General features: G+C 37.3%; 26 protein-coding genes. 12 read left to right on the plus strand and 14 right to left on the minus strand.

The annotated features are described in order from the left end of the window. Window positions 1–71 precede the first annotated feature (71 nt). Together NIZ91_13645 and NIZ91_13650 are read left to right on the plus strand one after the other, a co-directional pair. Entirely contained in the window at window positions 72–254 is a 183-nt protein-coding gene (locus NIZ91_13645; GenBank protein ID USY53796.1) for a hypothetical protein, read from the plus strand. Window positions 255–264: 10 nt separating this feature from the next. Further along, the gene (locus NIZ91_13650) at window positions 265–666 is read left to right on the plus strand and encodes a LysE family transporter (GenBank protein ID USY53797.1); all 402 of its coding nucleotides are present in this window, start codon (window positions 265–267) and stop codon (window positions 664–666) included. 30 nt (window positions 667–696) lie between these two features. Here NIZ91_13650 and map read toward each other — a convergent pair whose 3' ends face one another. The 3 genes from map to NIZ91_13665 form a co-directional block, all read right to left on the minus strand. Further along, window positions 697–1,440 (minus strand): type I methionyl aminopeptidase, encoded by a 744-nt coding sequence (map, locus tag NIZ91_13655; GenBank protein ID USY53798.1) that lies wholly within the window; start codon window positions 1,438–1,440, stop codon window positions 697–699. Between the two features lie 178 nt (window positions 1,441–1,618). After that, window positions 1,619–2,086 (minus strand): DUF3278 domain-containing protein, encoded by a 468-nt coding sequence (locus NIZ91_13660; protein USY53799.1) that lies wholly within the window; start codon window positions 2,084–2,086, stop codon window positions 1,619–1,621. A 2-nt stretch (window positions 2,087–2,088) separates the two neighbouring features. Beyond that, complete coding sequence (locus NIZ91_13665) at window positions 2,089–2,283, minus strand: helix-turn-helix transcriptional regulator (GenBank protein USY53800.1); 195 nt, start codon at window positions 2,281–2,283, stop codon at window positions 2,089–2,091. A gap of 154 nt (window positions 2,284–2,437) precedes the next feature. Here NIZ91_13665 and NIZ91_13670 point away from each other — a divergent pair, with 154 nt between their 5' ends. Beyond that, window positions 2,438–2,974, plus strand: a complete 537-nt coding sequence (locus NIZ91_13670) for an HAD-IIIA family hydrolase (GenBank protein USY53801.1) — start codon at window positions 2,438–2,440, stop codon at window positions 2,972–2,974. 224 nt (window positions 2,975–3,198) lie between these two features. On the opposite strand, the gene NIZ91_13675 is transcribed toward NIZ91_13670, so the two are convergent. From NIZ91_13675 to NIZ91_13690, 4 genes are all read right to left on the minus strand, one after another. Then, window positions 3,199–4,515 carry a hemolysin family protein gene (locus NIZ91_13675; GenBank protein ID USY53802.1) on the minus strand — a complete coding sequence of 439 codons (1,317 nt, stop codon included), beginning with the start codon at window positions 4,513–4,515 and terminating at the stop codon, window positions 3,199–3,201. A gap of 639 nt (window positions 4,516–5,154) precedes the next feature. After that, window positions 5,155–7,236: a gamma-glutamyltransferase gene (gene ggt / locus NIZ91_13680; GenBank protein ID USY53803.1), complete on the minus strand. Its 2,082-nt coding sequence runs from the start codon at window positions 7,234–7,236 to the stop codon at window positions 5,155–5,157. A 192-nt stretch (window positions 7,237–7,428) separates the two neighbouring features. After that, complete coding sequence (locus tag NIZ91_13685; GenBank protein ID USY53804.1) at window positions 7,429–8,637, minus strand: MFS transporter; 1,209 nt, start codon at window positions 8,635–8,637, stop codon at window positions 7,429–7,431. Window positions 8,638–8,712: 75 nt separating this feature from the next. Continuing rightward, the gene (locus NIZ91_13690) at window positions 8,713–9,282 is read right to left on the minus strand and encodes a metalloregulator ArsR/SmtB family transcription factor (GenBank protein ID USY53805.1); all 570 of its coding nucleotides are present in this window, start codon (window positions 9,280–9,282) and stop codon (window positions 8,713–8,715) included. Window positions 9,283–9,436: 154 nt separating this feature from the next. On the opposite strand from NIZ91_13690, the gene NIZ91_13695 reads away from it, so the two are divergent. Continuing rightward, entirely contained in the window at window positions 9,437–9,952 is a 516-nt protein-coding gene (locus NIZ91_13695; protein ID USY53806.1) for a GNAT family N-acetyltransferase, read from the plus strand. A gap of 61 nt (window positions 9,953–10,013) precedes the next feature. Here the strand turns inward: NIZ91_13695 and NIZ91_13700 are convergent, their stop codons facing one another. Then, complete coding sequence (locus NIZ91_13700; GenBank protein USY53807.1) at window positions 10,014–11,546, minus strand: AbgT family transporter; 1,533 nt, start codon at window positions 11,544–11,546, stop codon at window positions 10,014–10,016. A gap of 224 nt (window positions 11,547–11,770) precedes the next feature. Between NIZ91_13700 and NIZ91_13705 the strand changes: the two genes are divergently transcribed. Continuing rightward, window positions 11,771–12,139: a VOC family protein gene (locus NIZ91_13705; GenBank protein USY53808.1), complete on the plus strand. Its 369-nt coding sequence runs from the start codon at window positions 11,771–11,773 to the stop codon at window positions 12,137–12,139. Window positions 12,140–12,176: 37 nt separating this feature from the next. Here NIZ91_13705 and brnQ read toward each other — a convergent pair whose 3' ends face one another. From brnQ to NIZ91_13720, 3 genes are all read right to left on the minus strand, one after another. Then, window positions 12,177–13,517, minus strand: a complete 1,341-nt coding sequence (brnQ, locus tag NIZ91_13710) for a branched-chain amino acid transport system II carrier protein (protein ID USY53809.1) — start codon at window positions 13,515–13,517, stop codon at window positions 12,177–12,179. A 198-nt stretch (window positions 13,518–13,715) separates the two neighbouring features. Beyond that, a complete protein-coding gene (gene megL / locus NIZ91_13715) occupies window positions 13,716–14,891 on the minus strand; it encodes a methionine gamma-lyase (GenBank protein USY53810.1) in 1,176 nt (391 codons plus the stop codon). A 119-nt stretch (window positions 14,892–15,010) separates the two neighbouring features. After that, window positions 15,011–16,063, minus strand: a complete 1,053-nt coding sequence (locus NIZ91_13720) for an NAD(P)/FAD-dependent oxidoreductase (protein ID USY53811.1) — start codon at window positions 16,061–16,063, stop codon at window positions 15,011–15,013. 184 nt (window positions 16,064–16,247) lie between these two features. Here NIZ91_13720 and NIZ91_13725 point away from each other — a divergent pair, with 184 nt between their 5' ends. The 5 genes from NIZ91_13725 (at window position 16,248) to NIZ91_13745 (ending at window position 20,285) form a co-directional block, all read left to right on the plus strand. Next, the gene (locus NIZ91_13725) at window positions 16,248–17,030 is read left to right on the plus strand and encodes an ABC transporter ATP-binding protein (protein USY53812.1); all 783 of its coding nucleotides are present in this window, start codon (window positions 16,248–16,250) and stop codon (window positions 17,028–17,030) included. A gap of 15 nt (window positions 17,031–17,045) precedes the next feature. Then, a complete protein-coding gene (locus NIZ91_13730) occupies window positions 17,046–17,963 on the plus strand; it encodes an iron-hydroxamate ABC transporter substrate-binding protein (protein USY53813.1) in 918 nt (305 codons plus the stop codon). 74 nt (window positions 17,964–18,037) lie between these two features. Next, window positions 18,038–19,048, plus strand: coding sequence for an iron ABC transporter permease (locus tag NIZ91_13735; protein ID USY53814.1), 1,011 nt, complete (start codon window positions 18,038–18,040; stop codon window positions 19,046–19,048). Next, window positions 19,045–20,052 carry an iron ABC transporter permease gene (locus tag NIZ91_13740; GenBank protein USY53815.1) on the plus strand — a complete coding sequence of 336 codons (1,008 nt, stop codon included), beginning with the start codon at window positions 19,045–19,047 and terminating at the stop codon, window positions 20,050–20,052. The genes NIZ91_13735 and NIZ91_13740 overlap by 4 nt, the downstream gene beginning before the upstream one ends. Before the next feature lie 92 nt (window positions 20,053–20,144). Then, window positions 20,145–20,285 (plus strand): hypothetical protein, encoded by a 141-nt coding sequence (locus NIZ91_13745; protein USY53816.1) that lies wholly within the window; start codon window positions 20,145–20,147, stop codon window positions 20,283–20,285. Between the two features lie 45 nt (window positions 20,286–20,330). Here the strand turns inward: NIZ91_13745 and NIZ91_13750 are convergent, their stop codons facing one another. Both NIZ91_13750 and NIZ91_13755 read right to left on the minus strand, forming a co-directional pair. Next, a complete protein-coding gene (locus tag NIZ91_13750; protein USY57169.1) occupies window positions 20,331–20,447 on the minus strand; it encodes a YfhD family protein in 117 nt (38 codons plus the stop codon). Between the two features lie 131 nt (window positions 20,448–20,578). Continuing rightward, on the minus strand, window positions 20,579–20,731 hold the full coding sequence (locus NIZ91_13755; GenBank protein USY53817.1) for a YpzG family protein: 153 nt from the start codon (window positions 20,729–20,731) through the stop codon (window positions 20,579–20,581). Window positions 20,732–20,976: 245 nt separating this feature from the next. On the opposite strand from NIZ91_13755, the gene rluF reads away from it, so the two are divergent. After that, window positions 20,977–21,684: a 23S rRNA pseudouridine(2604) synthase RluF gene (gene rluF, locus NIZ91_13760; GenBank protein USY57170.1), complete on the plus strand. Its 708-nt coding sequence runs from the start codon at window positions 20,977–20,979 to the stop codon at window positions 21,682–21,684. A 284-nt stretch (window positions 21,685–21,968) separates the two neighbouring features. After that, window positions 21,969–23,045 carry a DNA alkylation repair protein gene (locus tag NIZ91_13765; protein ID USY53818.1) on the plus strand — a complete coding sequence of 359 codons (1,077 nt, stop codon included), beginning with the start codon at window positions 21,969–21,971 and terminating at the stop codon, window positions 23,043–23,045. Window positions 23,046–23,077: 32 nt separating this feature from the next. Here NIZ91_13765 and NIZ91_13770 read toward each other — a convergent pair whose 3' ends face one another. Further along, entirely contained in the window at window positions 23,078–25,504 is a 2,427-nt protein-coding gene (locus NIZ91_13770) for an EAL domain-containing protein (protein ID USY53819.1), read from the minus strand. Window positions 25,505–25,632: the final 128 nt, after the last annotated feature.

Genomic DNA, 25,632 nt, shown 5'->3' on the forward strand with positions numbered 1-25,632 from the left:
ATATATTGTGCTTTTCCTCTTATCTGTATGCTGTTATGATAAAGGAATTACATTTAGAGGAGTATGACTTAATGGACTTGCATTATTTAATCAAAGGCTTAGCAATTGGGGTTTCAGTCGCAGCACCTGTTGGCCCAATTGGTATCTTATGCATTAATCGTACTTTAACAAAAGAAAAACTGCATGGCTTTGTATCAGGATTAGGCGCTGCTAAAGCAGATGCTTTATATGGCTTAGTAGCAGCTTTTTGTTAAGTCAAAAAATATGGCTGCAGTTAATCGGTGGCCTTTTTTATGTTATTTAGGGGTACAAACATTTCGTTCTCGACCTGCAGAAAAAGCTGCTGTTGCACAAAAAAGCACACAGCTGTTTGAATCCTTCTTTTCTATATTAATTCTTACTGTTACAAATCCAATGACGGTCCTGTTTTTTATCGGTATTTTTTCAGGTATCGGTTTAAGTAATGAATCGTTTTCATTACCTAGCGCGTTGCAAATGGTTGTTGGAGTCTTTATCGGTTCAGGATTATGGTGGCTGTCACTTAGCCTAGGAGTTGGCATATTTAAATCAGCATTCACGCCTCAAAGGCTAAGCTGGATAAACAAGTTATCCGGCTATATTATAGTAGGATTTGGACTATGGAGTTTATTGCAGCTTATTCTATAAATAAAAAAGCAGATGCATATGCATCTGCTTTTATTCTGTTACAACAATTGGTTGACCTTTTGTCACAATAATCGTATGTTCAATTTGTGCAACAAAGCTCCCGTCATTTGTCGCTAGCGTCCAGCCGTCATCCAACTGATATGCTTCTTCAGCATTTGTTGATACAAACGGTTCATACGCAATAACCATTCCATCTTTTAAAAGAGTGCGGTCTCTTGGTTCATAGTAGTTATGAACGTGATCTGGTTTATCGCGAAGTGAATGTCCTACCCCGTGACCCGTTAGGTTTGTAATAACCGTGTATCCACGTTTTCGCGCACTGTTATGAACAGCTCGCCCAACATTACTAAGCTTACCGCCAGCTTTAAACTTTTTCAGTCCCTCATCAAATACTTCTTTTGTTGCTTTACAAAGCTTCTCCAAAAACTTATTATTGTCTCCAACAACAAATGAAATACCCGTATCAGCAAAATAACCGTCCTTAGAGCCTGAAACATCAATATTAACAAGATCTCCCTCTTTAATCACGCGCTTTCCAGGAATGCCGTGAGCTACCTCTTCGTTTACACTAATACAAGAATAGCCTGGAAAATCAAATAATTCCTTTGGGGCAGAAATTGCTCCATGTTTTTCAAAAAGTTCTTTAGCTAGTTCATCTAGTTCACCTGTTGTAACTCCAGGCTTCGTTTCTTTTACTAACGTATCTCTTATCTCAGCAAGGATCTTTCCAATTTTCATTAAGCCTTGCTTTTCTTCTTCAGTACGTACTATCACTTTCTATTCACACCTTTCATATGAACATATCTTATCTTACTCCAAGGATTCAAGCAATGAGTTAGGACTACAAATAAATAAAACGAAATATTCAATTTTTTTATCATATAAAAATACAGGCCTAAGTATAGCCTGCATTTCTTTTTTTCTTCGTTTATTTTTCACACTCATTATTTCATTAATCTAAGAGTTCTTTGTTTTTTAAATAGGAGCGTTTTAACGAGGTGTATTCGGCTAGAAAAATGAATAAACCTGCAAATACAACGATCATGAAGTCAAACAGCTGTTCACCAAGTAACTGCAGACCTACAGAAACAAGATAGAGCACTGAAAAGATGATCATAAAACTCGCTGACCTTACCATGATTCGCTTTTTTTCTTTTTTAAACGCATCTTCAGACATTACATTTGCATACTCAATCCCAGAAAAAATATATCGAATAAATACGTACGCTACAAACAGTAAGATAGGTACCCCTGCAATCCACTGAGCTGGCAGATTCCATTCTGGTAGAGAGTGGGTTCCTACGACTAAGATACCACATGAAACACACATCAACAACGAGCCTTCACCTAGAAAATAAACCACTTTTTGAGCTTTGTACTCATCGTTAGGAAGCACATATGATAACCACGAATCTTTCATTGTTATTCCTCCTCCCAAAACAAATCATTTAACGTTTTGTCAAGTTCTTTTGCAATATTAACGCAGAGCTGAAGGGTAGGATTATATTTACCTTTTTCAATTAATCCAATTGTTTGCCTTGTTACATTTACTTTTTGTGCAAGGTCTGCCTGTGTTATTCCTTTTTCAATGCGGGCAAATTTAACTTTATTTTTCAAACAACCACCTTTTCCACTTTGCAATATATATATTACTTTTGTTAACTATATATTACATTTCATAGTTAAAATTGTCAACTTAATATTCCATTAATTGAACAATTATCCATATTCATATAAGATGAAAATAGTTTAATAGAAAAGAGGTTTCTTGATGGCTCCGTGTATTCAAGCAGTTTTTATTGATCGTGATGGCACAATAGGAGGCGACGATACAGTTCATTACCCAAAAGACTTTACGTTGTTTTCTTTTTCATTAAAAACCATTCATTTATTAAAAGAGCACAATATTAAACTATTTGCTTTTACCAACCAGCCTGGAATTTCAAGCGGAGAAGCAACCAAAAATGAGTTTATAAACGAATTGACTTCATTTGGGTTTGACGACTTTTGCATTTGTCCCCATCATCACACTGCGGGATGCACATGCAGAAAGCCGAGTATCGGCATGCTTATAGAAGCTGCCCGTAAGCATCAGTTAGACTTATCAAAATGTGTGGTAATTGGAGATCGGTGGTCGGACATTGAAGCTGGAAGGAAAGTAGGAGCAACAACAATTTTAGTGCAGACAGGTGCAGGAAAACAATCACTTGCTGAGCATAAGCATAAACAAACGAAAGACTTTCCTCATTATGTTGCTACAAATTTAGAAGAAGCTGCAAAGTGGCTCATTACAGCTTCGTTCTATTGAAAAGGTAGAAAGAGAATGAAAGATAAAATGTTTTATGTTTGATTGGCGATAATCGCTATCATTCCATATTTCACAGGTGAAATCGTGCTATTTATGATGCTTTACTTAGTCCTCATGGCACTCCAGGGGATACACCAAACGTTGCTGCATTTTTATGAAGATTGGAAGCGCAGAAATCACATATAAAAAAACCAGCTTGACCCTATAGTCAAGCTGGTTTTTTATTATACTTCAGCTACGTCTTCTTGCAACTTCATTACTTCTACTTCTTTTATTTGCAATCCGTCTACATCATTCACCTTAAACTCATATCCCTCGTAAACGATACAATCATGAAGCTCAATATCAGTTTTTTGCGTTAAAATCCAACCACCAATTGTATCAACTTCTTCTTCTTCGAGATGAATGCCTAATAAGTCATTTACCTCTTGAACTAGAACTTTGGCATTTAAAAGGTAGTGATTATCTGATACTCTACGAACTTCTTGAACTTCTTCAGCATCAAATTCATCTTGAATTTCTCCAACGATTTCTTCAAGAATATCTTCAATTGTAACAAGTCCAGACGTACCGCCGTATTCATCAATTAAAGCAGCCATTTGCGTACGATTCTTCTGCATTGTTAACAGTAAGTCGTGAATTGGAATAGATTCAATAACCTGAATAATTGGCTTCATATATCGCTCAACCTTCTCTTGCTTTAAGTGGTTGTGGATGACCACATCATTTAAAACTTCTTTCAGGTTAATTAGGCCAATGATTTGATCTTTATCTCCTTCTGCTACAATTGGATAACGCGTATAGCGTTCTTCTACTGCTATTTTTAAAAATTCTTCTATTGTATCTTCATTGGATACCACAATCATCTCTGTTCTTGGCACCATAATTTCACGTGCAACGCGATTATCGAATTCAAATATATTATTTACATATTTATATTCGGCTTGGTTAATTTCTCCACCTTCATAGCTTTCTGACAAAATAATACGAAGCTCTTCTTCGCTATGCGCAATTTCATGTTCAGAAGCTGGCTTTAGTCCGAAAAGACCAACTAAAATACGTGCTGATCCATTTAATAACCAGATGAAAGGATACATTAAACGATAAAACCAAATAAGAGCTGGCGCTAATAACAGTGTTACCGTTTCTGCTTTTTGAATAGCAACTGTTTTCGGAGCTAGTTCTCCTACTACAACGTGCAGGAACGTAACAATGGCAAAGGCAATTGCAAAGGATAATAAATGTGACAGAGTTGATGAAAAACCAAAATCAGCAAAGATTGGATTTAAGATTTTCTCAACAGTCGGCTCTCCTAACCAACCTAACCCTAACGCTGTAATTGTTATACCTAACTGACAGGCAGATAGATACTCGTCAAGATGTGTGGTTACCCTTTGGGCTGCAAGTGCCCCTCTGCGCCCTTCAGCAATCAGCTGATCGACCTTTGAACTACGAAGTTTTACAATGGCAAACTCAGCCGCTACGAAGAACGCGGTTAAACCAATTAAAAGCGCAACTAATAGTAAATTAAGTGTAATCAATACGTTTTCTTATTCTGGCAAAAAGCAGAATAAGAGAACACCTCCTGTTTTATAAAAGTATCGACTGGATTACACCTTTATGTATAAAGGTGATTCCAGGTGCATAAGTGTAACTTTCAATCTCTTTTTAATGCACGCTACTTTTATTACATTAACCATACTTGCAAATCTGCTTCGTCTGCTATGTCTCCCTGCCCCATGGAATCACCCCCTTTTAAACTATCACTTAATGGTTTTTACTATAATGTATAGCAAAGATTAAGAATCATTATACATGATTTTGGAGAAACGTACAGATAAGTTCATGGCGAATTTATGAACTTCATTTTAACGTTTAAAGCTTTTACATTCCTGTAACAAAAGAGTTTGAGATATAACAACATGATTGCTTCTAAAAAACGAACACTAGCTGTTTTCACCTCTTTTATCTGAACACGTTTATTCCACTGCGCTGCAGGATCTCAGGTTTTACTCTAGTTCCAGAAGGAGTCGAATGTCCTACGCTCTATTCCATACTATTTTCAAACTGTTTTTTATAAACAACAAAAAGCCTGAACAATTAAGAATTCATAACTCTTAATTGTTCAGGTATAGTAGGGGCTTACCTACTTATATCTTGGTCTCTTTTAATACTAAACTTTAGTTCGTGATAATGTCTCCATCTTCATCATCAATTGGATTATCAATTTCTACAGGGTCCCTCTCTAAAGAAAGCTCTTTTTTCTTTTCGTCCCACTTCACTTCAAATCCTGCTCCTACTGCAGTAGTAGCAGCCGGTAAGTAGGAGTGTTTCGTTGGCTTATACAGCTTCAAATCGCTCGTTTTTAAAAGCCCCAAACCAAGTAGCAGTTTATCAGCTTGTACATAAGGCTTGCCATCGATGAGCTTAAGCTGGTCATGCGTATATGGGTACTTGACATTATTCACTTTTACTGTGAACGGCCCCTCTTTTTGTTCTTGAATTGGCTTGGGCTGTTTTGCTTTATAGGAAAAGCGATCCACTCCTAAAACGGTTCCTTCGCGCGTGTTGTCAGCCCCACCGTACATCTTTCCGGTTTCTCGATCGAGAATAGCTGCTTGGACATTTCCAATATGCTGCGCTGTTTCTTCAAAAGCATGCCCTTTAGCCATTAGTTCTAATCGCGTATTTTGATCAATATCAGGCTCCCATCTAACGGTTGGATAAGCTGCTGAATAAATACGCGGTGTTAAAATTGCTTCTTGAATAGGCATCTCGTGATCTACAACATTCATAATTGTTTCAGCGACTGATGCAATAATTGTTGGGCCTCCTGGTGAACCAATTGCCATAAACGGCTTTCCATCTTTTCCTAAAAATGTTGGGGACATACTGCTCCGTGGTCGCTTGCCTGGCTCTACTTCGTTAACTCCACCTGGTGTTGCATCAAAGTCCGTCATTTCATTATTAAGCATAAAGCCATATCCAGGTACCATAATACCTGACCCAAATACTTGTTCAATAGTAGTTGTATACGAAACCATATTTCCCCACTTATCTACTACTGAAAAATGGGTGGTTTGTCCGATTGGCGTTTCTTCTTTCACGACTTCTTTCTTTTCTTTCTCCCCACCTTGATACTTCCAAGGATCTCCTTCTTTCACCTCAGGTGTTGAACGATTTTTGTTAATAAGCTTACGACGCTCATTTAAATATTCTTCGTTTAGTAAGCCTTCTTTAGGTACAGCGTAAAAATCTTCGTCAGCCATATAAGCTGCGCGATCTGCGTACGCTAAGTGCATCGCTTCTGTTAAATAATGAAGGTACTGAGGAGAGTTTGCTCCCATTTTTTTAACATCATAACCTTCCATCAGCTTTAAAATTTGTAACACCGTTAATCCACCTGAGCTTGGCGGTGCTGCACTAATAACATCATAACCTCTGTATGTAGTAGCTACAGGCTCTCTTTTCTTAACTGTATAATTTTTCAAATCTTCTTCAGTCATCGTTCCTTCTTTAGCTTGTACTTCTTCAGCTAAAGCTTTCGCAATATCTCCTTCATAAAAAGCTGCAGGACCATCCTCTTGTAAAATTCTAAACGTTTTAGCAAGATCTTTTTGTAGGAGTAAATCTCCTTCTTCAAGGGGTTCGCCATTTTGAAGGAAAATTTCGGCTGCTGCTTTATTATTTTTCAACTTCGACTTATTTTCATTAATATACTGTGCCATCGACCAATTGACCTTAACACCTTTATCCGCTTGTTTAATAGCTGGTTCAATTAGCTTTTCAAATGTCATTGTCCCATGATCTGCAAGGGCTTGTTCTAATACTTTTGCTGTACCAGGAACTCCAACTGCCTTTCCAGTTGTGTGTCTCTTGCTAAAAGGTACAGGCTTTCCTTTTTCATCTAAGAACAATTTCGATGTTACATTAGCTGGCGCCATTTCACGACCGTCAATCATTTCAATATCGTTTTCTTTCTCATCGTAAATCATCATAAATCCGCCGCCACCAATACCTGACATCATTGGCTCAACAACGTTTAAAGAAAGCTGAATAGCTACGGCTGCATCGACGGCGTTACCACCATTTTCTAACACTTCTTTCCCTACTTTAGCTGCTAAAGGGTGTGACACAGACACAAGGCCTTTCGTCGCTCCTTGCTTCATCGAGCGATTCACTCCTGGCACTTCTGCAGATCCTACTGGTGCAATAACACTAAAGACTAGCATAATAGCAAAAAAACTTTTTAACACCTTCATCTACTTCACGCTCCTTTTTAATAGGTGGAATGTATCCCTTCACATTCTATAATAAACTAAATTTTCATAATTTTTTACAAAATAAAGCAAAATAATACATTTTAACTATAAATAACAATATTTAGAAACTAATAGGTCCTAATTAACTAAAAAAGCTACTAAAATAATTGAGCAGCCTTTCAACTCATTATGTTATATTAAAGGAGTTTTTTTTTGCTTAAGAGTCCTTATGATATAAATACATACTAACCCTACACTGATGATTACATATCCCATCCCACCAATTAATCCAAGTGTTCGACTATCTATTACTGTCAATAATAAGCCTGCTCCAAACATAGATAAACCCAGAGTTACGTTGGAAATGGTTGTAAACATACCAAATACCTTTCCTTGATGTTGTAAAGGCGTCACTCTCATAACAACTGAATCCAGACAAGCATTGCTAATACCTGAAAAGAATGCTAGAACCAAATAAAAGCAAAACGCTAGCTGCCAGGAATAGGTGTTACTTATCATCATTAAGAAAATGCCTTCTACTCCAAGAGAGACTAATCCACAAATCAACAGATATTTTCGGATTCGATTCGCCACAATAAAGCTAAGCATTAGCCCCATCCCAAGTCCTCCGTAAAACAAGCCTACCCCCCAGCTTTCTATGTTAAATTCTTGAACAGCATACACGCTAATGAGTACGTTATCAATTCCATTAAAGATAGGTACAAAAAGTTCAAAGCAAAAAACCAAAATTAAAGCTACCGAAGACGTAATAATTGAATAAACAGCAGAAATTGTAATGGATTCTGTTGGTTTCGAATTTACTTGTTGTCCACCTCTATCTACTAGTTTGTATACAATTAAACTGGCAAATAAAAAAGAACACGCATTTAATATAAACGTGACATCACTTCCTATATAAAAAGAAGCAAAGCCACCAATAAGAGAGCCACCAACTAATACAATTCCTAATAATACTTGCTCTAAACTATTAACCTTTACAATACGGTTCGAATGAATAACAGTAGGTATTAAAGCCTTTCTTGTAGGAGCATAGATAGCTTCTCCCGCTGCTAATACAAACGTACTTACATAAACAAGCCAAATCATTGAAGAATCGTTTACCCATATAAAAGCTAAAGCAAACGGAATTCGAATGAGGTCTGTAACAATTAAAATCATTGGCTTTGAAAAACGATCCGCAAGCGCTCCTCCTAAGGGGCCAAAAAAAAGAAACGGAAGAACCCTAATGCCAAGTGCTGTACCTACTGCTAGGCCAGATTCCGTATATTCTAAAAGCAAAGCTAACAACGCTACTTGGCTGAAACGATCTCCTACTCCGTTCACAATCCCTGCTAAAAATAAACTTCGATATGCTTTCTCAACTTTTAATAAATAAATCATCTTTCTATCCCCTTTAACTAATTAGATAATTATCTAATTAGTTGTGTGAAATAAAAGCTAGTTGATTAAACTAGCTTACATCTTACCCCATAGCTCTTTAGGGTTCATTTCATATTGATTATCTTTTCGATACATATAATGATTCATGATTAATTCACGCCTTAACGTTGCGTAATCATCATGAAACTTTTTTAAATACTCATTCAGTTCTTTTTCTTCATAAACAATTCCATACTTAAGATCACTGATAATCTTTTCAAGCACAACCATACGCTTTTTACGCTGTGCTGGTAAATTTGTCAGCTTTCCATCAGCAGTAAAAAAGGTCTTTAAAATTTTAAAACGATCATTTTCTTCCACTGTTTCAATCACCTCTTCATTTACAATCGTTAAAATAGCCGTTGCGCTTGCTTCTAGTGCTTTTACATTGAGATAAAAATAAATCGTATTTTTGTCTCTTCGTTCTTTAATCAGTCCAATATCTCGAAGCTTTGCCATGTGGTGCGTAATCGTTGGCGGTTTTAGTCCTAGCTTGCCTGCAATTGCTTGCCCGTTCAGAGGTCCTGACTTTAGTAAACTTAGAATACGAATTCGCGTCGGATCTCCCATTGTTTTATGAAAGTCCACAATACGTTTCAACTGCATATAAACACTCCTAGTTAGATATTTATCTAATTAGACTATAATCTAATTTATAGAATATTTAAAGTTATTTTTCAGAAAATACTAATCTTTTTTACAAAGAAATGGTGTATACTCTCACCATACACGGAATTTTTTTAGTCTAAGGAGAAATTTTATGCTATCTACTGTCGCTATTAAGCAAGTCACCACTACAGACGCAAAACAAGTTGTTGCTTTTTTAGTTAAAATGCGCAGTCAACTGTTTCCCATGCTGAATAAGGATGTCCTTTCTCCAGATTTAGCAAACTTTGAAATGCACTACTTACATAAAGAAAAAACAGCTTTCTTCGCTGCTTTTTCACCTACCAATGAAGTAATTGGAACCATTTGTGTTTATCCATATGACCGTCGTTTTAGTCACCTGAACGACTTTTATCCAGAAAACACAGCTGAAATTGTTAAGTGTTATGTTGACGAAAAGTATCGCCGCTGTGGAATTGGCAAACAGCTCTTTCAACAAGCACTGTCTTTTAGTCAAGGGACGTATGATGTCTTAAGCTTACACACTCACCCATTCCTTCCTGGTGGCTTTGCATTTTGGCAATCAAGGGGCTTTCACACACGCTTCACTGAAAAAGATGGGGTATGGGATACGATTTTTATGGACATGAAGCTACTGCCAAGATCCTAATGGCATTATCTCCAAAATGCGGTGATGACAAATAAAAAAGTCGCTTTACACAGCGACTTTTTTATTTATTGATAAACATCTCAATCCCCGGCCCAATCGGAAGCCCAAAAAGATTCCAAATGAGAAAGAATAAAGTCCAGGCAACCAAAATGACTACGCTATACGGGAGCATTAATGAAATGAGAGAGCCAATTCCTGACCTTTTATCATAATCTTTCATTAATGCCAAGATAATTGGAAAATACGGATTTAATGGCGTAATAACATTAGTGGACGAATCGGCAATTCGGTAAGCCATTTGCACATATGCCGGATGATAATCAAGCAACATTAACATCGGGATAAAGATAGGAGCCATTAAAGCCCACTGGGCAGACCCGCTAAAGATAAATAAATTCAATACTGCAGTCAAAAAGATGAATCCGATGATAACAGGCAGTCCTGTTAGCCCAATTCCTGTTAGTATCTCAGCTCCACTTACAGCAATCCACGTACCAATGTTCGTCCAGTTAAAGTACGCAATAAACTGAGAAGCCGCAAAAATTAAGACGATAAAGCCTGCCATGTCTTTCATTGACTCTGCCATTAAGTTAGGAACATCGGAAATAGACTTTAGATTTCCTACTGTAAATCCATAAGCCATTCCAATTAACAGAAAGAAAATGAGCGTAATTGGTACAATACCATCTAAAAATGGACTTGGAATAATAGTACCTTCATCGCTTCTTAACAGCCCACTTTTTGGAACAGTCATCATAGCAATCATTCCTATGTAAAGAAACCCTACAATACCGGCATTTCGAAGCCCTTTGACTTCAAGGTTGGATACCTTTGACATCACAGATGCTTTATTCCCTTTGTACGTACCAAGTCTTGGCTCAATAATTTTTTCTGTTACAAGTCCACCGACAAGAACAACAAGCGCTACAGATGCCGCATTAAAAAACCAGTTATCAACAGGTGTTACCGTTGCCGTATCGCTCACCGTTTTCACTACTTCATTTGCAATTCCGGATAATAAAGCATCATTACCTGAAATGACCAAGTTAGCACTGAACCCTGCACCTACTCCCGCAAAGCCAGCTGCTAAACCAGCAAAAGGATGCCTTCCTAGCGTATAAAAAACGGTTGCCGCAAGCGGAGGAATAATGACAAACGCCGCATCTGCTGCTAAATTACCAAGCACTCCTGCAAAAACAATTGCGTATGTAATAACACTTTTAGGTGCATTTATAATAGTCTTTTTAATAAATGTTTCAATTAGTCCAACCTTATCAGCCACTCCGATACCAAGCATCATAGCTAGTACTAAACCAAGAGGCTGAAACTCTGTGAAATTGGATAGCATTGATGTAAAAATAAACTGAATCCCTTCTTTAGAAACCATATTTCTAATTGGAAGTTCTTCACCTGTTCCAGGATGGACAGTCGTTACGTCGAATACACTTACAGCCCATGAAACAATCATAATGCTCATCGCAAAAACAGCAAATAATACTGCGGGGTGTGGAAGTTTATTCCCAATCCTTTCAATAGAGTCTAATACCCTTACTATAATTCCTTTTTTCTCAACCTGATTTACTTCCGGATTCATAGCTGCCTTCCCTTCTATCGATGTTTTAGGAAAATTTCCATTTAAATTCCTTTTTAAAAGGGTAACACGAAAAGAAAACAGAAATCAATAAATTTTCTAAAAAATTAGTCTTTTCATAAGAATTTCTTATTATTGTGCGCTACTTTTTCTTTCTACTACACAATAGAACTATCCACTATACTAAATTATAGAAGAAAGAAGTGAGTTTAAATGGAGGCGATTCATTGGTTTATTCTCTTAAACGCATTGATCACGTTCAGCTTGCTGCTCCACCTAATAGTGAAAATGAAGCCCGGCGTTTTTTTCATGAACTTCTTGGTTTTCAAGAAGTTCAAAAACCGACTGAACTTCAAAAAAATGGTGGAGTATGGTTTACACTCAACAACTGTGAACTTCATATTGGAATTGAACAAACATTTATACCTGCCCAAAAAGCACACCCTGCTTTTGAAGTTGAAAATTTATTTGCTTTGAAAAAGCACCTTACAACTCATCACGTTCCCTTTATCCAAGATGAAAAGTTACTAAACGCTAACCGCATTTATGTAAATGATCCTTTTGGTAATCGCTTGGAGTTTTTAGAGTGGGTGTAACAGAAAAAGCATGCTCTTCAGCATGCTCTTTTCATTTCTATTTACTTGGTCTATTTAAAACTGTTCCCGCTCGTAGCAATACAACAACATATCCCACGATGCCCCCAATGATGGCTGGAACAACCCATCCTAGCCCCACATCATATAGAGGTAATAATTGTGTAAAAGCTGAATCTACAGCCTGCATTTTCACCCCAGCAGCACCCAATCCATCAAATAAACTTACAATGAATGTTAAAAGTAAGCTTCCTTGGTATACAACAGGATGTCCTTTAAATAAAGGATGCAAAAATGTAAGCACAATAAGTACAATGGCAAGTGGATAAATAGCCGTTAGTACTGGTACAGAAACTGCAATTAGCTGTGTTAAACCGATATTAGCAACAAGTGCACTAAAGGCAGATAGAATAACAGCAATTGCTTTATAGCTAACTTTAGGAAATAGCTGGTGAAAAAAAGTAGAACAAGCAATGATTAGTCCAATGCTTGTTGTTAAGCATGCTACGGTAATCATAATACCTAGAAACACGCCTCCAAATGAACCAAAATAATAATTTGATACGCTAGCGAGCACAGACCCACCATTATCTAAATAGCCTAACTCAGATACGCTTGCTGCTCCCATGTAAGCAAGAGCAGTATAAAAAACGCCTAATACTGTCGCTGTGATAAGAGTTGCTGCTCCGCATACCGCAATGATTTGCTTCCTAGTCGTAGCCCCTTTATCACGGATAGCATTAATAATCATAATACCGAATACAAATGAAGCTAGCGTATCCATCGTTAGATATCCCTCTTGAAAGCCTTTGAAGAATGAATTGGTTTCATACGCTTCTAGAGGAGCTCTAAATTCACCGATTGGAGCTACAATCGCTACAACAACTAAAATACCAATAGAACCAATTTTAACAGGTGTTAACACCTTTCCAATAATATCGACAATCTTTCCTGGCTTAAGTGAAAAGAAGCACGCAAGCCCAAAGAAAATAATGGTGAAAATTAATAGAGGTAAGCCTCCTACGCTTTCTGATAAAAACGGCTTAACGCCAATTTCATAAGAAACTGTTCCCGCTCGAGGGATTGCAAAAAGTGGACCGATAGCTAAATAAAGGATAATCGTAAACACAAGACCAAAAACAGGGTGTGCTCGACTAGCTAAAGATTGCAAATCATCTTTGCCTGAAAACCCAAGGGCCATTACCCCGATTAAAGGAAGACCTACCCCTGTAAGTAAAAAACCAGCATTTGCGGACCATAAATTAGTACCAGCTGATTGACCAAGCATAGCTGGAAAAATTAAATTTCCCGCTCCAAAAAATAGAGCGAATAACATAAGACCAATTACAACAATAAATGAAAATGGTATTTTATTTGACAACTAAAACCCTCCGTATTTCTTGGTTGAAATTACTTTCCGAAAATATTTTTCAGAATAATTTAAAAACGTTCATTAGAAGCATGTACACCATTATAACTAGTGAATATGTATATTTCAACATAACTTTTTATTTTGAGAACAAAATTCTTGACAAAACAAAAAAGACCCTATTAAAAAGGTCTTTTCCTCCTTACATAATTAGCTAATTTTATCAAGTGCATTTTCTAAGTCTTTCCATATATCTTCCCAAAATTCTAAGCCTACAGATAGGCGCAATAGCTTGTTTGATATGCCCATTTCCTTTCTGATACCTTCAGGAACAACCGCGTGCGTCATTGAAGCAGGGTGTTGAATTAAAGTTTCTGTATCACCTAAGCTAACTGCAATGGAGATTAGGCTTAATTCATTCATAAACTCCTTCACAGATTCCTCTGATCCATTCAATTCAAAGGCTAACACCCCTCCGCTCCTTTCCATTTGTTTTTCTAATCTCCCTTTTATTTCTGGATAATATACCGTTTTTACTTTTGGATGTATTTTCAGCTTTTCAACAATTTTCTCTGCATTTTCACAATGTCGATCCACTCTAACAGGCAAGGTTTTTAAACCTCTAATTAATAGCCACGCATCAAAAGGTGCAAGAATTCCACCAATATCTTTTTGAACAGTCTTTCTTATGCTTTGAATCAGGCTTGCTTCTCCAACCATTACGCCTGCCACAACATCACCATGCCCACCAATATATTTAGTGGCGCTGTGTATAACAAGGTCACATCCAAGAGTTAACGGCTTTTGCAAATATGGCGTTAAAAATGTATTATCAACGATAACTGGAACTCCATGTTCTTTTGCTACTGACACTAAAAGGGTTAAATCAATGACCTGCATAGTAGGATTAATCGGTGTTTCAATATAAATGCACGCGGTTTTATCAGTAATGCTAGCTTTGATTTCTTCTACTGTTAGAAAGGTTGAAAAAGAATGTGTAATGCCATATTTTTCATTTAATAGCTCCAATAAACCAAACGTACAGCCGTAAAGACCTTTTGAACAAAGAATATGATCTCCAGCCTTTGTTAAACCAATTAAAGCTGCAGATACAGCAGCCATTCCTGAACTAAATGCTAGCGCTTCTTCACCTTCTTCCAGCTCTGCCATTCGACTTTCAAACTCTGCTACGGTGGGATTTGCTAATCTTGAATAGACATATCCACTCTCTTCTCCCGCAAAACGCCTTGCTCCTTGGTTTAAGCTTGAAAAGGTAAAAGTGGATGTTTGATATAGCGGTGTAGCAAGGCTGTCATGATGCATGCTTGATTCATATTTGCCATGAACCGCTTTTGTTTCAAATTTATATTTCTCTGTGTTCGCCATTCCCTTCATCTCCCTACTAATTGTAAGCGCTTACTTATAAAATTATATGAAATTGTCTAGTAGTTTGTCACGATACAATTACACGAAAAAAAGGTGGCTACTATATATGTAGCCACCTCTTACGCTTGTAACATTTGCTTTACTAGCTCTCTATTGCGCTTTTTGAACACTTCGTTATGAGAAGAAACCATTGCGACTTTATTAGCATTAGGCTCAATAAACAGCTTTGCCCGATTTACAGCGTTTGCTGCATCTTGAAACGCACCGGCAATTAAGTTTACTTTTCCTTCATGCTGCAAAATATCGCCTGCTGCATATAAGCCGGGCACAGTTGTTTCGCTTGACGAGTTTCCCGCAATATAGTAGTCATGAATCATTTCAATTGAAAGCTCACTGTTCTGAAGTAATGATGTGTCTCGCTCGTACCCATGATTAATGATTACTTCGTCAATTGGTAAATATGTAACTTCTCCAGTTAAATGATTGATAAGCTCCACTTTAGCAATTTTTTCACTGTTTCCATCAGCTATTAACTTGCTAATTGATGTATTTAACATACAAGTTGCAGAACTATTCATTAACTGGGTCACCTGTGACTCATGACCAGATAAACAGTCTTTTCGGTATGTTAAGTACACTTTTTTCGCCACAGGCTCTAATTCATTAGCCCAGTCAATGGCTGAATTTCCTCCTCCCGAAACAATTACGACTTTATCTTTAAAGCGTTGCAGTGATTTTACAGTATAATTTAAATTTGAAATCTCAAAACGCTCTGCTCCTTCAATTTCTAACTTTTGCGGATTCAAAATCCCGCCACCTACCGCTATGATTACTGTTTTAGATTGATGTATTTCGCCCGAAGAACCCATTAATAAAAAATGTCCCTCATTATTTCGAGAGATAGATTCAATTTTCTCGTTTAATACAACTGTTGGATCAAACGTTAATCCTTGAGCTACAAGCTGCTCAATTAATTGGGCTCCAGGAGTCGGGGTTAAACCTCCCACGTCCCATATCATTTTCTCGGGATAAACGTGGACTTTCCCTCCTAAACGAGGCTGAAATTCAATTAATTTCGTTTTCATTTCACGAAGCCCACTATAAAAGGTAGAGTATAGCCCAGCTGGTCCACCGCCAATTACGGTTACATCATAAAGCTCTGAGTTTTTCACGATTCGCTCACTCCTAGTAATCATCATTGATTATCATTCTCATTTAAATATACATCTTTTTAATTGAATTGACAAATAAAATAATGATTGACAGAACTCAAACAGACTATTATAGTAAAAATGAATTAGAAATGATAATCATTATCACCATTCTAATTAACACTTTTGCACTGGAGGTTTCGCCATGGTTCGCCTACATACAGAAGAGCTTAACATTGGATATGGTGAACGGGTAATCGTAAAAAATTTGAGTGTTCAAATTCCTGATAAAAAAATCACCACTATTATTGGTTCAAATGGCTGTGGAAAGTCAACGCTGTTGAAAGCTATTACACGCTTAATTCCTCATCAATCTGGCACCGTATTATTAGACGGATCTAGTATTGCAAAAGAAAATACGAAAGAGCTTGCAAAGAAAATAGCAATCCTTCCTCAGTCTCCTGAAAGCGCCAACGGACTCACCGTAGGAGAGCTCGTATCTTATGGACGATTCCCTTATCAAAAAGGTTTTGGTCGCTTAACAAAGAAAGATTACGAAGTTATTGACTGGGCACTTGAAGTAACAGGAACACTAGACTATAAGTACCGTCCTGTTGATGCCTTATCCGGTGGCCAGCGTCAGCGCGTTTGGATTGCAATGGCATTAGCTCAGGAAACTGATATAATCTTTTTAGACGAACCCACTACTTATCTCGATATGGCGCATCAGCTTGAAGTACTTGAGCTTTTACAGAAACTCAACAAAGAGCAAGAGCGCACTGTTATCATGGTTTTGCATGATTTAAACCAAGCTGCCCGTTTTGCAGATTACATTATCGCAATGAAAGATGGCGAAATTATAAAAGCGGGTACGTGCGAAGAAGTCATGCAGCAAGACGTTTTAAAGGAAGTCTTCCAAATCGATGCTGAAATTGGACGAGATCCTAGAACAAATAAACCGATGTGTATTACGTATAATTTACTATAGAAGGAGACTAGCAACATGAAAAAATTATTACTTCCCTTTATGCTTTTACTCGTGCTCATTATTAGCGCTTGCGGTAACGCAAACGAAAGTCAAGGTAATGAAGCAAAAGATAAAAAATCAGATACTGTTACATACGAATCTGAAAATGGACCAATTGAAGTTCCTGCTGATCCTAAGCGCGTAGTTGTTCTTGCTTCATTTGTTGGAAACGTTTTAGCTTTAGATACAAACGTAGTTGGAGTAGATTCATGGTCAAAAGACAATCCTCGCTTTAAAGACCAGCTAAAAGATGCGGAAGTTGTAACAGAAGACGACTTAGAAAAAATCATTGAATTAAACCCAGATTTAATCATTGGTTTATCTACAACAAAGAACATTGATAAACTACAAGAAATTGCTCCAACCGTTACGTATACGTATGGAAAAGTAGATTACTTAACTCAGCACTTAGAAATTGGTAAAGCTTTAAACAAAGAAACAGAAGCTCAAACATGGATTGATGATTTCAAAGCTGATGCAAAAGCAGCTGGTAAAGATATTAAAGCAAAAATTGGTGAAGATGCAACTGTTTCAGTTATTGAAAACTTTGACAAGCAACTCTATGTATTCGGTGATAATTGGGCACGTGGTACAGAAATTTTATATCAAGAAATGGAATTAAAAATGCCTGAAAAAGTAAAAGAAATGGCATTAAAAGATGGTTACTATGCAATTTCACCAGAGGTTCTTTCTGATTATGCTGGTGACTACGTAATCTTCAGTAAAAATGCAGATGGAGATACGTCATTCCAAGAAACGGATACGTACAAAAACATTCCTGCTGTAAAGAATAATCAACTGTTTGAAGCAAATGCAAAAGAGTTTTATTTTAATGATCCAATTTCATTAGAATATCAATTAAACTTCTTTAAAGAAAAATTCTTACAGCAGTAATACAATCATAAAAAGGAATTCTTACTTTAAGAATTCCTTTTGCTTTATTCTATAAAAGAAAAGATGAGAGGCTCATGACAACGAACAAAAAACCATTTATTCCCTTTATATTCAAACTCATTATTGGATTTTTAATCTTTATTGGAATGTTTATTATTTCAATGGTCTTTGGGGCAGCTGATATTTCTATCAAAGATGTTTGGTTAGCGCTTACCTCAACTAGTACAAATGATCAAATCTTAATTATTCGCGAACTTCGCCTTCCTCGGGAAGTAGCGGCTATTTTTGTGGGTATTGCTCTTTCAGTATCAGGTGGCATCATGCAAGGAATGACAAGGAATCCACTTGCAGATCCTGGTTTACTTGGATTAACAGCGGGTGCTAAAGCTGCGCTTGCTCTTACAATTGCTCTCATTCCATCTGCTAACTATTTTTGGATTATGATTGCATGTTTTATTGGAGCTGGTGTTGGTGCTGGGCTGGTATTTGGAATTGGCTCTTTAAAAAGAGGCGGATTTTCTCCTCTTCGCATTGTATTAGCTGGTGCGGCAGTTTCCACTTTCCTATACGCAATCGCCGATGGAATTGGCATTTACTTTAATATTTCAAAAGATGTGTCTATGTGGACTTCCGGTGGACTTACTTTGACATCTTGGAATCAATTATCGATTGTAATTCCATTTATTATAGTAGGTACACTTATCGCACTTGCTCTTTCTAGACAGCTGACCATCCTTAGCTTGAGTGATGAAGTAGCGACAGGGCTAGGACAGCACACCACTAAGATTAAAGTCATTTTGTTTGGAGTCATTGTATTGTTAGCTGGTTCATCGGTTGCTTTAGCCGGTAACCTTGTTTTTATTGGTTTGATGATTCCTCATATCGTAAGGGCGATTGTGGGAACAGATTACCGGTTTATCATCCCGATGTCTGTACTTATTGGATCATCCTTCATGTTATTTGCGGATACGCTAGCACGTACAATTAACGCTCCGTACGAAACATCTATTATTGCAGTTGTATCAATGATTGGCCTCCCTTTCTTTTTGTTTATTATTAAAAAAGGAGGTCACGCAATCCGATGATCCATCCTACACTACGAAAAAAACAGCTATTTATTTTATTTTTACTAACAGCTCTTATTTTGCTAACAGTTGCTGTTAGTATGGGATTAGGCTATGCGGCTTTACCCTTTGACCACTTGCTTCCGACTCTATTTGGACAAGGTACGTTTAAAGAAGAATTTATCTTATTTTCAATCCGTCTGCCTCGTATCGTTATTACTTTACTAGCTGGTATGGCGCTTGCTTTATCAGGAGCTATCTTACAAAGCATTACTCGAAATGATTTAGCAGAGCCAGGTATTATCGGCATTAATTCAGGTGCTGGAGTAGGTGTGGCTTTATTTTTCTTATTCTTTCCAATTGATCCTGGCTCATTTGTATATATGATTCCCTTTGTTGGATTTATTGGAGCAATTATGACAGCAGCCTTGATTTATGCATTTGCCTACGAAAAAAATGTAGGCCTCGCCCCTACTAAGTTAGTTCTAACTGGCGTTGGATTTTCCATGGCTCTATCGGGAGCGATGATTGTCTTAATCTCTTCCGCTGAACGTCAAAAGGTTGACTTTATTGCAAAATGGTTAGCCGGAAACATCTGGGGGGCAGACTGGCCGTTTGTTCTAGCTCTTTTGCCTTGGCTAATTGTGTTAATCCCTTTTGTTTTATACAAAGCTAACAGACTTAATATTTTATCACTCAATGAGCATACGGCCATCGGTGTTGGAATCTCTATTGAAAAAGAACGAATTACACTATTACTTGCCGCTGTAGCCCTTGCAGCTTCTGCAGTATCTGTAACGGGTGGAATTGCATTTATTGGATTAATAGCCCCTCACCTTGCTAAAAGCCTTGTAGGACCGAGAAACCAGCTATTTATTCCTGTTGCTATTTTAATGGGTGGCTTTTTCCTTTTAGTAGCTGATACAATTGGGCGTAACTTGCTGACTTCTGAAGGGATTCCAGCTGGAATTATTGTCGCATTGATTGGTGCACCATATTTCATTTATCTACTTTTGAGAAAATAAAAGACTTCCATCTGGGAGTCTTTTTTATTTTAGGCTGATATTTTATTGAGTTTTAGAAAAGCTAAAAGTGTAATCGAAAGGCGGTGATTTTATTGTCTAAGAAAAAATTAACTCCCTCACAAGAAGTAGATCAATCGAAGCTAGTTGATGATAAAGCAGCTAAGCTTAGAGAGAACGGAAATGAAGCGGAACATGCTCACCAAAAAACACTTGGTGGTGCACAAGGAGAATAACTAAGTGACGATTAAATAGCTGCCAAACGGCAGCTATTTTATTTATTAATGACTTTGACGTTCATCCGCAGCTTTTGCACGTTCTTGAGCTTTTAAATCCGCTTGATCAAGCTCGCTTGAAAACTCTTCGTAGACACCATCGGAGTGACCTGGCTTTTTCATAATTTGAGAAGAGAAATATTTAGCTTTTTCCGCTTCTACACGACTTTTTTGATTCATTGTTTATCATCCCTCCACTTTCACTGAATTAACAAAAGGCGCTATGTGCGCCTTTTGCATAGAGAATAGCATCCTTACCAACGATGCGCTTTCGCGTTACTTCGCAGAATAATGTTTGTTTGTGACATTTGAGTATGTCCATTTACCTGCGATTTCGAGCGCTTTGGTCTTGTCCAGTTGTGGCTAAAAAGTTCTGAGTGCGGATCTAATTGATCTTTATAACTCATTCTTATCACCTCAAAGTTAGGATACTTACCTTTAACGAGAAAGCCTCGCTTGGCACCTCACTTATTAGCATGGCTAAATGTACATAAAGCATGCTAACAGTTTTCTCCATCCTTTTTTCACTGTTAAAAACAGATGAAATTTGTTAATAATAAAAAGAACAACTAATGACGGAATTCCCTTGGCATGATAAGATATTAAGGCATTACTTTAAAGTAAAATGAATGAAGATATGGATGTGATGAAACTGCGAGTTAATAAATTCATTAGCGAATCTGGGAAAGCTTCTAGACGCGGTGCAGATAAATTAATTAGCGAAGGTCGCGTAACCATTAATGGTAAGAAAGCAAAGATTGGTGACCAAGTATATCCTGGCGATGATGTACGAGTAAGTGGAGAACAGCTTCGTATTGCTCGTAATAACGTATATATTGCTTTAAATAAGCCAGTTGGTATTACAAGTACAAGCGAGAAGAAAGTAAAGGGAAACATCATTGACCTTGTCAACCATCCGCTACGTATTCACCACGTAGGACGATTGGATAAAGATTCAGATGGCCTTATTCTTTTAACAAATGATAATGACATTATAAACGAAATTCTACGTGCAGAAAATCAGCATGAAAAAGAGTATGTGGTATCTGTAGACAAGCCTATCACTCCGGAATTTGTTAAAAACATGTCAGAGGGTGTACATATTTTAGGAACAAAAACACTGCCGTGTAAAGTAACACAGTTGTCGAAATATGAATTTCAAATCATTTTAACCCAAGGGCTTAACCGTCAAATTCGTCGCATGTGTGAAGTGCTAGGTTACCAGGTATTACGCCTACAGCGTACACGTATTATGAATATCCACTTAAATAATTTACCGGTTGGTCAATGGCGTGATTTAACAAAAAAAGAGCGTAACCAGCTGTTTAAAGAATTAAACTATGAACCCAAAGAGTGGTAATTAGCAGAGAAATTCTCTGCTTTTTTTATGCCCTCGACGGGATTCGAACCCGCACTCCTTTCGTAAGCTTAGGTTCGGGGGAACACGCTTCCCTACGGAGTTTCACCAACAGGAATTTCACCCGTTTCAGCTTATTTTGCTTTTCGGTGCTTCTGAAACCCTTACCTTGCGACCCGGTGGCTACAATGTTTTCCGGCGCTCTTCCCTTCTGAGCTACGAGGGCGTTTATTTTAAGAATACTGTCTCTACCTTACTTTATCAATTTATATAGAAGAGGTGTACCAATGGCTGAGCAAAGAAATATCTACAATAAACATTTTGTTAACAAGCTGGCCTATTCGATAAAAGCAGCTTATTCTTCGTTTCCAAAAGATGCTTTTGTATCAAGTGTCTTTCATAAAGAGTGGGACAATCAATCATTAAAAGACAGAATGAGGCACATTACTATAATGCTACATAAGCATTTAGCTTTAGATTATCAGGGAGCACTTGCTGTTTTATATAAAGTTGCCCCTGAATTTAAGGGACAGCTGGCAGGAATTATTTTTCCAGACTATGTAGAACAGTATGGTTTGAATGAATGGAATACATCAATGGAAGCACTTGCTGTTTTCACGACTTATTCTACTTCCGAGTTTGCAGTGCGACCCTTTTTACTGAAAGATCAAAAGCGTATGATGAAACAATTTTTGACGTGGTCCACCCATAAAAATGAACATGTTCGTCGCCTTGCTAGTGAAGGTTGTCGTCCTCGCCTTCCTTGGGGAATATCCATTGTGTCCTTTAAAAAAGATCCAACTCCAATTTTTCCAGTGTTAAATAACTTACTTCAAGACCCTTCTTTATACGTACGTAAAAGCGTCGCAAATAATTTAAATGATATTTCTAAAACGCATTCTCATCTTCTTTTAGATTTTACTGAGGCTAACCTTAATACGCATCCACATACGGATTGGATTTTAAAGCATGCATGTCGAACGCTATTGAAGAACGGTCACCCTAAGGCTCTACACCTTTTTGGCTTTAATCAAAGTCATCAAGTGACTATCTCAAATTTTCAACTTTCAGCTAATGAAGTGATAGTTGGAAATTCTTTAACGTTTCAATTTGATCTATATGGCGAAATAGAAGAGAAAATCCGTATTGAATATGCAGTAGACTATGTAAAGTCAAGGGGTAATCGCACAAGAAAAGTGTTTAAGCTAGCAGAATTCCAAGTCAAAAAGCATTTATCTAAACACTATGAAAGAAAGCTTTCCTTTAAAGATTTATCTACGCGTAAACACTATAGCGGCTTACATACTTTAACGTTACTTGTAAATGGCATTGAGATGAAATCTCTTGATTTTCATCTGCAATAAAACCTCCCTTTTCAAGGGAGGTTCTTTACTTGTTAGGATACTGTTTGCCTTTTATGAAATTGCTCTGAGAGTTCAGCTGGAGTAATCGGTCGACTAAAAAGATATCCTTGTGCTTCATCACAATGCTTTTGACGTAAAAAGCTTAACTGTTCTTCCGTTTCTACACCTTCAGCAATTACTTTCAAATCCATATTATTAGCCATATTTATAATTGTCTCGACTAAAGCGGCATCTTTTGAGTTTTCAAAGATATTTTTTGTAAAGGACTGATCGATTTTCAGCGTATCGATTGGAAATAACTTTAAATAACTAAGAGAAGAATAGCCTGTTCCAAAGTCATCAATTGATAGGTGAATCCCCATTTTTTTTAACTCATGCATCGTTTTAATTGCATGCTTTGAGTCTTGAATGATACTTTCGGTTAGTTCAAGCTCAAGATACTCAGGGGCTAATCTACTTTCCTCTAGCGTTTGTTTTACCATCTGAACAAGGTTTGTTTGCTGAAACTGCCTCGAAGAGATGTTTACTGACATTCGCAGGGGAATATTATATTCCTCCTGCCATTCCTTATTTTGACGACAAGCTTCTTCAAGAACCCACTTTCCGATTGGAATAATAAGCCCTGTTTCTTCAGCTATGGGAATGAATTCGCCTGGAGAAATGTGTCCCCATTCCGGGTGTTGCCAACGTACAAGTGCTTCTACTCCAATTGTATTTCCTGTTAAGATATCAACTTGAGGCTGGTAGTGTAGCACAAACTCTTTCCTCTCTAGCGCTTTTCTCATTCCAATTTCAAGCTTCATCTTTGTTGAGACGATTTCATTCATATCAGGTGTGTAAAACTGAAAATTATTCTTCCCTTGTTCTTTTGCACGATACATAGCCGTGTCTGCATTTTTAATTAATGACTCAATATTTCGTCCATCGGTTGGATAACATGAGATTCCAATCGATGGTGTGATAAATATTTCATGTTCGTTAACAATGAATGACTCGCTAAACGCTTCTAACAAATGTTTTGCGAGCTTTGCAATACTATCACTTGTTGTATTCGGTAATACAATAATAAATTCATCTCCGCCTTGACGGCTAAGCGTATCTATTTTGTCTAAAAGTTTTTTCATCCTCGACGCTGCGTGAATTAAAAGTTCATCTCCCACAGCATGACCTAACGTATCGTTGACATACTTAAAGCGATCTAAATCAATAAACATTACGCCGATTATATACTTGTTAATGACTGCTTGATCAATAGCTTGGGTTAAGCGGTCATTTAATAAATGGCGATTCGGCAATCCTGTTAGAGGGTCTAAATAGACCATTTCATTTATTTTATCTGCTGCTTGCTTTCGCTCTGTAATATCTCGAATAATACTACTGAAATATGTTTGTTCATCTTCCTGCCAGCTTGCTAAAGAAAGCTCGATTGGAAATTCTATGTCTCTTTTTTTGACCCCTACTAGTTCAACCGTTTTCCCAATGACTTGCGGTGATTTGCTTTTTAAATAACGCTTCATTCCATCTGCATGGGCTTGTTGAAAACGAGGTGGAATAATAAGTCTAAGGTTTTGCCCCAACGCTTCACTTTCCTTATAGCCAAACATATGCTCAGCACCTTTATTCCAAGAAATAATTGTCCCATATGCATCTGATAAAACAATAGCATCCATCGCGGATTCAATAACGGACCGAAACTTACGCTCAGATTGAAGTGTTTGCGATTCAAACTTGCGATCAATTAACGTGCTAATTAAGGTAATACCTAATATCAGCAATGTACTAATCCCAATCGAATAAGCTAAAATCACATGATTTAAAGACGACGTAATCAGCTGATAATCATGAGTATGGGTAAAAGTTGCCGCGGCCATTCCCGTATAGTGCATCCCTGAAATAGCTGCTCCCATGATTAGTGCGCTTAACCCCTTTTGCCACCAAAAATGAGGCTTGCCTTCATTTATCCGCGCATAGCATAATAAGCGTATTGCTACAACAGAAGCAATAAAAGCAATGATAACGGATAGAATCCATAGCAAAGGATCATAGATAATTTCCGCCGCCATATCCATCGCTTCCATCCCAATATAATGCATCGCTGAAATACCTGCTGCAACCACAGCTCCGCCAATAATAACTTGTCTAGTACTGACGTTTTTTTGACCAACTATATAAAGCGCTAAACCAGACGCTATTACAGCTGGCAAGATGGACAAAACAACAACTAATAGCTTATAACTCACAGGAATACTTAGATGAAATGCAAGCATTGCAATAAAGTGCATGGACCATATGCCACCGCCCATTGCAACTCCTCCTGCTGTTAGCCAAAGCCACTTTGACATCCCTTTTGCTTTGTATATACGTGCGCCAATATTTAATGCTGCAAATGAGTCAATAATAGCAATGATAATTGACAGTATAACCAACGGCAGAGAATATGTACTTGAAACGATATCCATAAGTCTTATACTTCCTCCTATATCATCATGTTGTTATAGAAACAGATGAGAGTTAAAATACGTCGGAATCGTCTCTTTCATAAAATAAAGCGATTTTTGACACTATATATATCGACAAAAACAAAAGA

Origin of the sequence: Bacillus sp. 1780r2a1 (assembly GCA_024134725.1) — a bacterium.
Classification (GTDB): Bacteria; Bacillota; Bacilli; order Bacillales; family Bacillaceae_H; genus Priestia; species Priestia aryabhattai_A.